4 protein-coding genes and 1 riboswitch are annotated in these 3,924 nt (G+C 55.1%); of the genes, 2 read left to right on the top strand and 2 right to left on the bottom strand.

The features are described 5' to 3' along the window. Positions 1–257: 257 nt before the first annotated feature. Complete coding sequence (locus HFM78_RS15820; protein ID WP_287130425.1) at positions 258–617, bottom strand: DUF3110 domain-containing protein; 360 nt, start codon at positions 615–617, stop codon at positions 258–260. Positions 618–731: 114 nt separating this feature from the next. Beyond that, a riboswitch (TPP riboswitch) is annotated at positions 732–827 on the top strand. Between the two features lie 36 nt (positions 828–863). On the opposite strand from HFM78_RS15820, the gene thiC reads away from it, so the two are divergent. Both thiC and HFM78_RS15810 read left to right on the top strand, forming a co-directional pair. Beyond that, on the top strand, positions 864–2,234 hold the full coding sequence (gene thiC / locus HFM78_RS15815; RefSeq protein ID WP_396033709.1) for a phosphomethylpyrimidine synthase ThiC: 1,371 nt from the start codon (positions 864–866) through the stop codon (positions 2,232–2,234). A gap of 118 nt (positions 2,235–2,352) precedes the next feature. Next, a complete protein-coding gene (locus HFM78_RS15810) occupies positions 2,353–3,312 on the top strand; it encodes a M14 family metallopeptidase (protein ID WP_287130423.1) in 960 nt (319 codons plus the stop codon). A gap of 135 nt (positions 3,313–3,447) precedes the next feature. Here HFM78_RS15810 and HFM78_RS15805 read toward each other — a convergent pair. Then, the coding region (locus HFM78_RS15805) for an ROK family protein (RefSeq protein ID WP_287130422.1) at positions 3,448–3,924 on the bottom strand (477 nt) is incomplete at its 5' end.

Genomic DNA, 3,924 nt, shown 5'->3' with positions numbered 1-3,924 from the left:
TTCTTCTGAGGAAAGGAAGCTTTTACTAAGCATGGTTGTAACATTTTTGGACATTGAATAATTCCAGTATAACGCATTTTAAATGCTTGTCAGCTTATCCAGTTTATGGAGCAGGAGACTCGCTTAGCTAGCTGTCCAGTTTTCCGGGTCCACTATATTTACGTATTTGAGGTGTTATGGTCAGGATGTATTCAACGGTCCCAGCGATTGTAACTAGGACTACACCGCTCTCAGGCTGTAAGAGACTTTCCATCGAATTAGAGTAGCTTTTCGAGCCGTTGACGGAGTAGGTCCATCTCAGAGGGTTGTTCCGTGGGTTGAGGCCGGCCTGGGGTCCAGTCGAGTTGCTCCAGGTTCGTCTGGGGCGGGAGGGCAAACATCCCTTGGGTAATCACACTCAACTTCAACTGGGCACTTTCACAAAAAGCTTCGAGTTCACGGCGGTCAATCGCCTCCACACTGGCACTCAAGAAATCCTGGGCTTCGAGTTGTAGGGCGTAGCGGGTGGCATCATCCTCTTCTTCAAAAGCTAGGACCGTATTCTGACCATTGACGCTCAGGGTATAGATCCCCTCGTTCTCGGTACCCGCATTAAAGAGTAGGACGGATAGACGCATCGGCTCGGCTCGGTCGTACGGTTGCTTTCTATAGTAACAAGGGTCCGACCTAGCGATGCTCACCACAAAGATTTACGGACACTCATGGTCATGGTGTCAGGGGGACGTATAATGCAAAACAGCTAGGGGTGTCCGGGCGACCGGGCTGAGATCAAACCCTGAGAACCTGAACCAGTTCACACTGGCGGAGGGAAGCGGCTCTTACTGTCTACCCAGGAGTTAACCATGACGATGACTACAGGGAGCTTGCGTAGCTCCTGGATCGCCCGCCGCACGGGTCAAGCCAATGTCTCCCAGATGCATTACGCCCGCCAAGGGCTCATCACCGAAGAAATGACCTACGTCGCCCAACGCGAGCAACTCCCGATGGAGCTGATCCGCTCCGAAGTGGCACGGGGGCGCATGATCATCCCCGCTAACATCAACCACCCCAACCTCGAACCGATGGCAATTGGGATCGCGAGCAAATGTAAAGTCAACGCCAACATCGGGGCCTCTCCCAATAGCTCCGGGATTGAGGAAGAACTCGCTAAACTCCAACAGGCCGTCAAGTACGGCGCGGATACGGTGATGGACCTATCCACCGGCGGCGGCGACCTCGATACGATCCGCACCGCGATCATCCGCAACTCCCCGGTCCCGATTGGTACCGTCCCCATCTATCAGGCGATGGAGAGCGTCCACGGCAACATGGACAAGCTCACCCCGGAAGTTTTCTTGGATGTAATTGAAAAACACGCCAAACAGGGCGTAGATTACATGACGATCCACGCCGGGATCTTGATTGAACACTTGCCCTTAGTCCGCAACCGGATCACCGGGATTGTCTCCAGGGGCGGCGGCATCTTGGCGCGGTGGATGCTTAATTACCACCAACAAAACCCCCTCTATACCCACTTTGACGAGATTATTGAAATTTTTAAGAAGTACGATGTCTCGTTCAGTTTGGGCGATTCTTTGCGGCCCGGTTGTCAACACGATGCCTCCGATGCCGCCCAGTTTGCCGAGCTCAAGACCCTGGGTCAACTTACTCGTCGCGCCTGGGAGCACGATGTGCAAGTGATGGTCGAGGGTCCGGGTCATGTGCCGATGGACCAGATCGAGATGAACGTCAAACGCCAGATGGAGGAATGTTCCGAGGCTCCTTTTTATGTGTTGGGACCCCTGGTGACGGATATTGCACCGGGCTACGACCATATCACCTCCGCGATTGGGGCGGCCTTGGCGGGTTGGCACGGGACGGCGATGCTCTGTTACGTCACGCCCAAGGAACACCTGGGTCTGCCCAATGCTGAGGATGTCCGTAGTGGCCTGATTGCCTACAAGATTGCCGCCCATGCTGCTGACCTCGCCCGCAAGCGTCCGGGGGCACGGGACCGCGATGACCAACTCTCCACAGCGCGTTATAACTTCGACTGGAACCAGCAGTTCGCTCTGTCGCTGGACCCGGAACGGGCGCGTGAGTACCACGACGAGACCCTGCCTGCTGATATTTACAAAACCGCCGAATTCTGTTCGATGTGTGGTCCCAAATTCTGTCCGATGCAGACGAAAGTGGACGCTGAAGCCCTCAGTGAGTTGGAGCGGTACCTAGCTAAAACCTCCCCACAGGAATAAGCACCTAGGAACGCACATAGAAAGCCCCGGTTCGCTGGGGCTTTCTAATTACTTTCTTTACATCGAGGTAACATCCTGGAGCCGAATGCCATAATAATGCCCACGCCATAGCGGGTCCATGTTCGTCGCACCCAAGGTATTTAGTCAGCAAGAGGCTGTTTTCAGCCTAGAATTACCCCTCCAATTGCCCTGTACCCTGTGGCGGCATCGTTTCGCGCCCGCTACCGTCACTGGACCTTTAGTGGTCGTGATTTCTGGTCTGCATGGGGATGAATTCGATGGGGGCTACATCTGTTATCGGCTGGCTCATTTTTTACAGAATCTACCCCCTGGTTGGACCCTCAGAGGAACTGTGCATTTGTTACCCAATGCCAATCCTCTTGGTACTAATATCAGTCGTCGCTTCCTGGGCTTTAATCAAAGTGACCTCAACCGGAGTTTCCCCGGTGTGGCGGGCGGAAGTAGCGAGGAACAGTTGGCTTGGGCGGTCTATCAAGAAGCGGTCCAAGCTGAAGTCTGTGTGGATATTCACAGCAGTAACGAGTTTTTGATGGAAGTACCCCAAGTGCGGGTTGCCGACCGTCCGCGCCTTAAGAATTTAGCCCAGGAGTTGGGGTTGGACTTGGTTTGGACCCATAGCCCCCAGCATTGGATTGGTGGGACGCTAGCCCAAGCCCTTTTTGAACGGCAGGTCCACACGCTAGTGGTCGAACTAGGGACCGGGCGCAGACTCCATCAACTCTGGAGCGAACGGGTCGTTCAGGGGATTTTGCACCTGTGGGTGCGGCTGGGGGTGTTGCAAGTCAACACGACTCTCCCCATCCTGTCGGCCTCCTACGTGGCAGACGAAAACAATGTCTTCTATCTCAGCGCGCCCCAAGCAGGCTTACTAACTTTAGAGAGTGGGCTCCAAGTCGGGATGCACGTCCAAGCCGGTCAGAAACTAGGCCAAGTCATCAGCCCTACTCAACTGACTCAGGCCGCCCTGTATGCTCCGGTAGATGGTTTCCTCTTTACATTGCGGGTCCATCCCTTGGTCTATGAAGGCTCACTGGTGGGCCGCGTCGTGCGCGAATAGGTAGCTTGCTTAGAATTCTGTGCTTTTTACGCGGGGCCGCGCTCTGGGTGGTTGATGCAGCAACTCAAGCACCCTGCTATGCCGATGGCTCTTGCGTAAGTCCTGCAATCAATCAAAGATAGCGGCTGAACTGATTTAAGGGAAGGTCTGAAAAGCCAATCGCGCCGCCCCAGCAATCCCCGCATCGTTCCCTAACAGAGCCGGACAGAGCGTCAAGCCGACCCGACAGGGCAGGAGGACGCGCCGTTCAAGCTCAGCCAGCGCACTGGGCAAAAAGAATTGATGACTCGCTGCCACACCGCCACCAATCACAATCATTTGGGGGGTGAAAATATAGACCAAACTGCTCAGCCCCGCCCCTAAATAACGGCCCATCTGCTCCCACTGGGCGAGGGCCACCGGGTCGCCCTGACGGGCGAGTTGTCCAAGCAGGAAAGGGTTTTGTCCGGCCCAGCGCGTAATCGCCGGGGCCGAGACGTACTGTTCAAGACAGCCCTGACTACCACAGTTACAGGGAGGACCCGCCATGTTCAAACCAATATGTCCTAACTCAGCCCCGGCCCCGTTATACCCAACAAAGAACCGCCCCTCCAAAATCACCGCTCCCCCCAC

The organism is Candidatus Cyanaurora vandensis, assembly GCF_013285555.1.
Lineage (GTDB): Bacteria > Cyanobacteriota > Cyanobacteriia > Gloeobacterales > Anthocerotibacteraceae > Cyanaurora > Cyanaurora vandensis.
The sequence above is the reverse complement of the archived record's forward strand: the minus strand, read 5'-3'. Positions and strand labels throughout refer to the sequence as shown.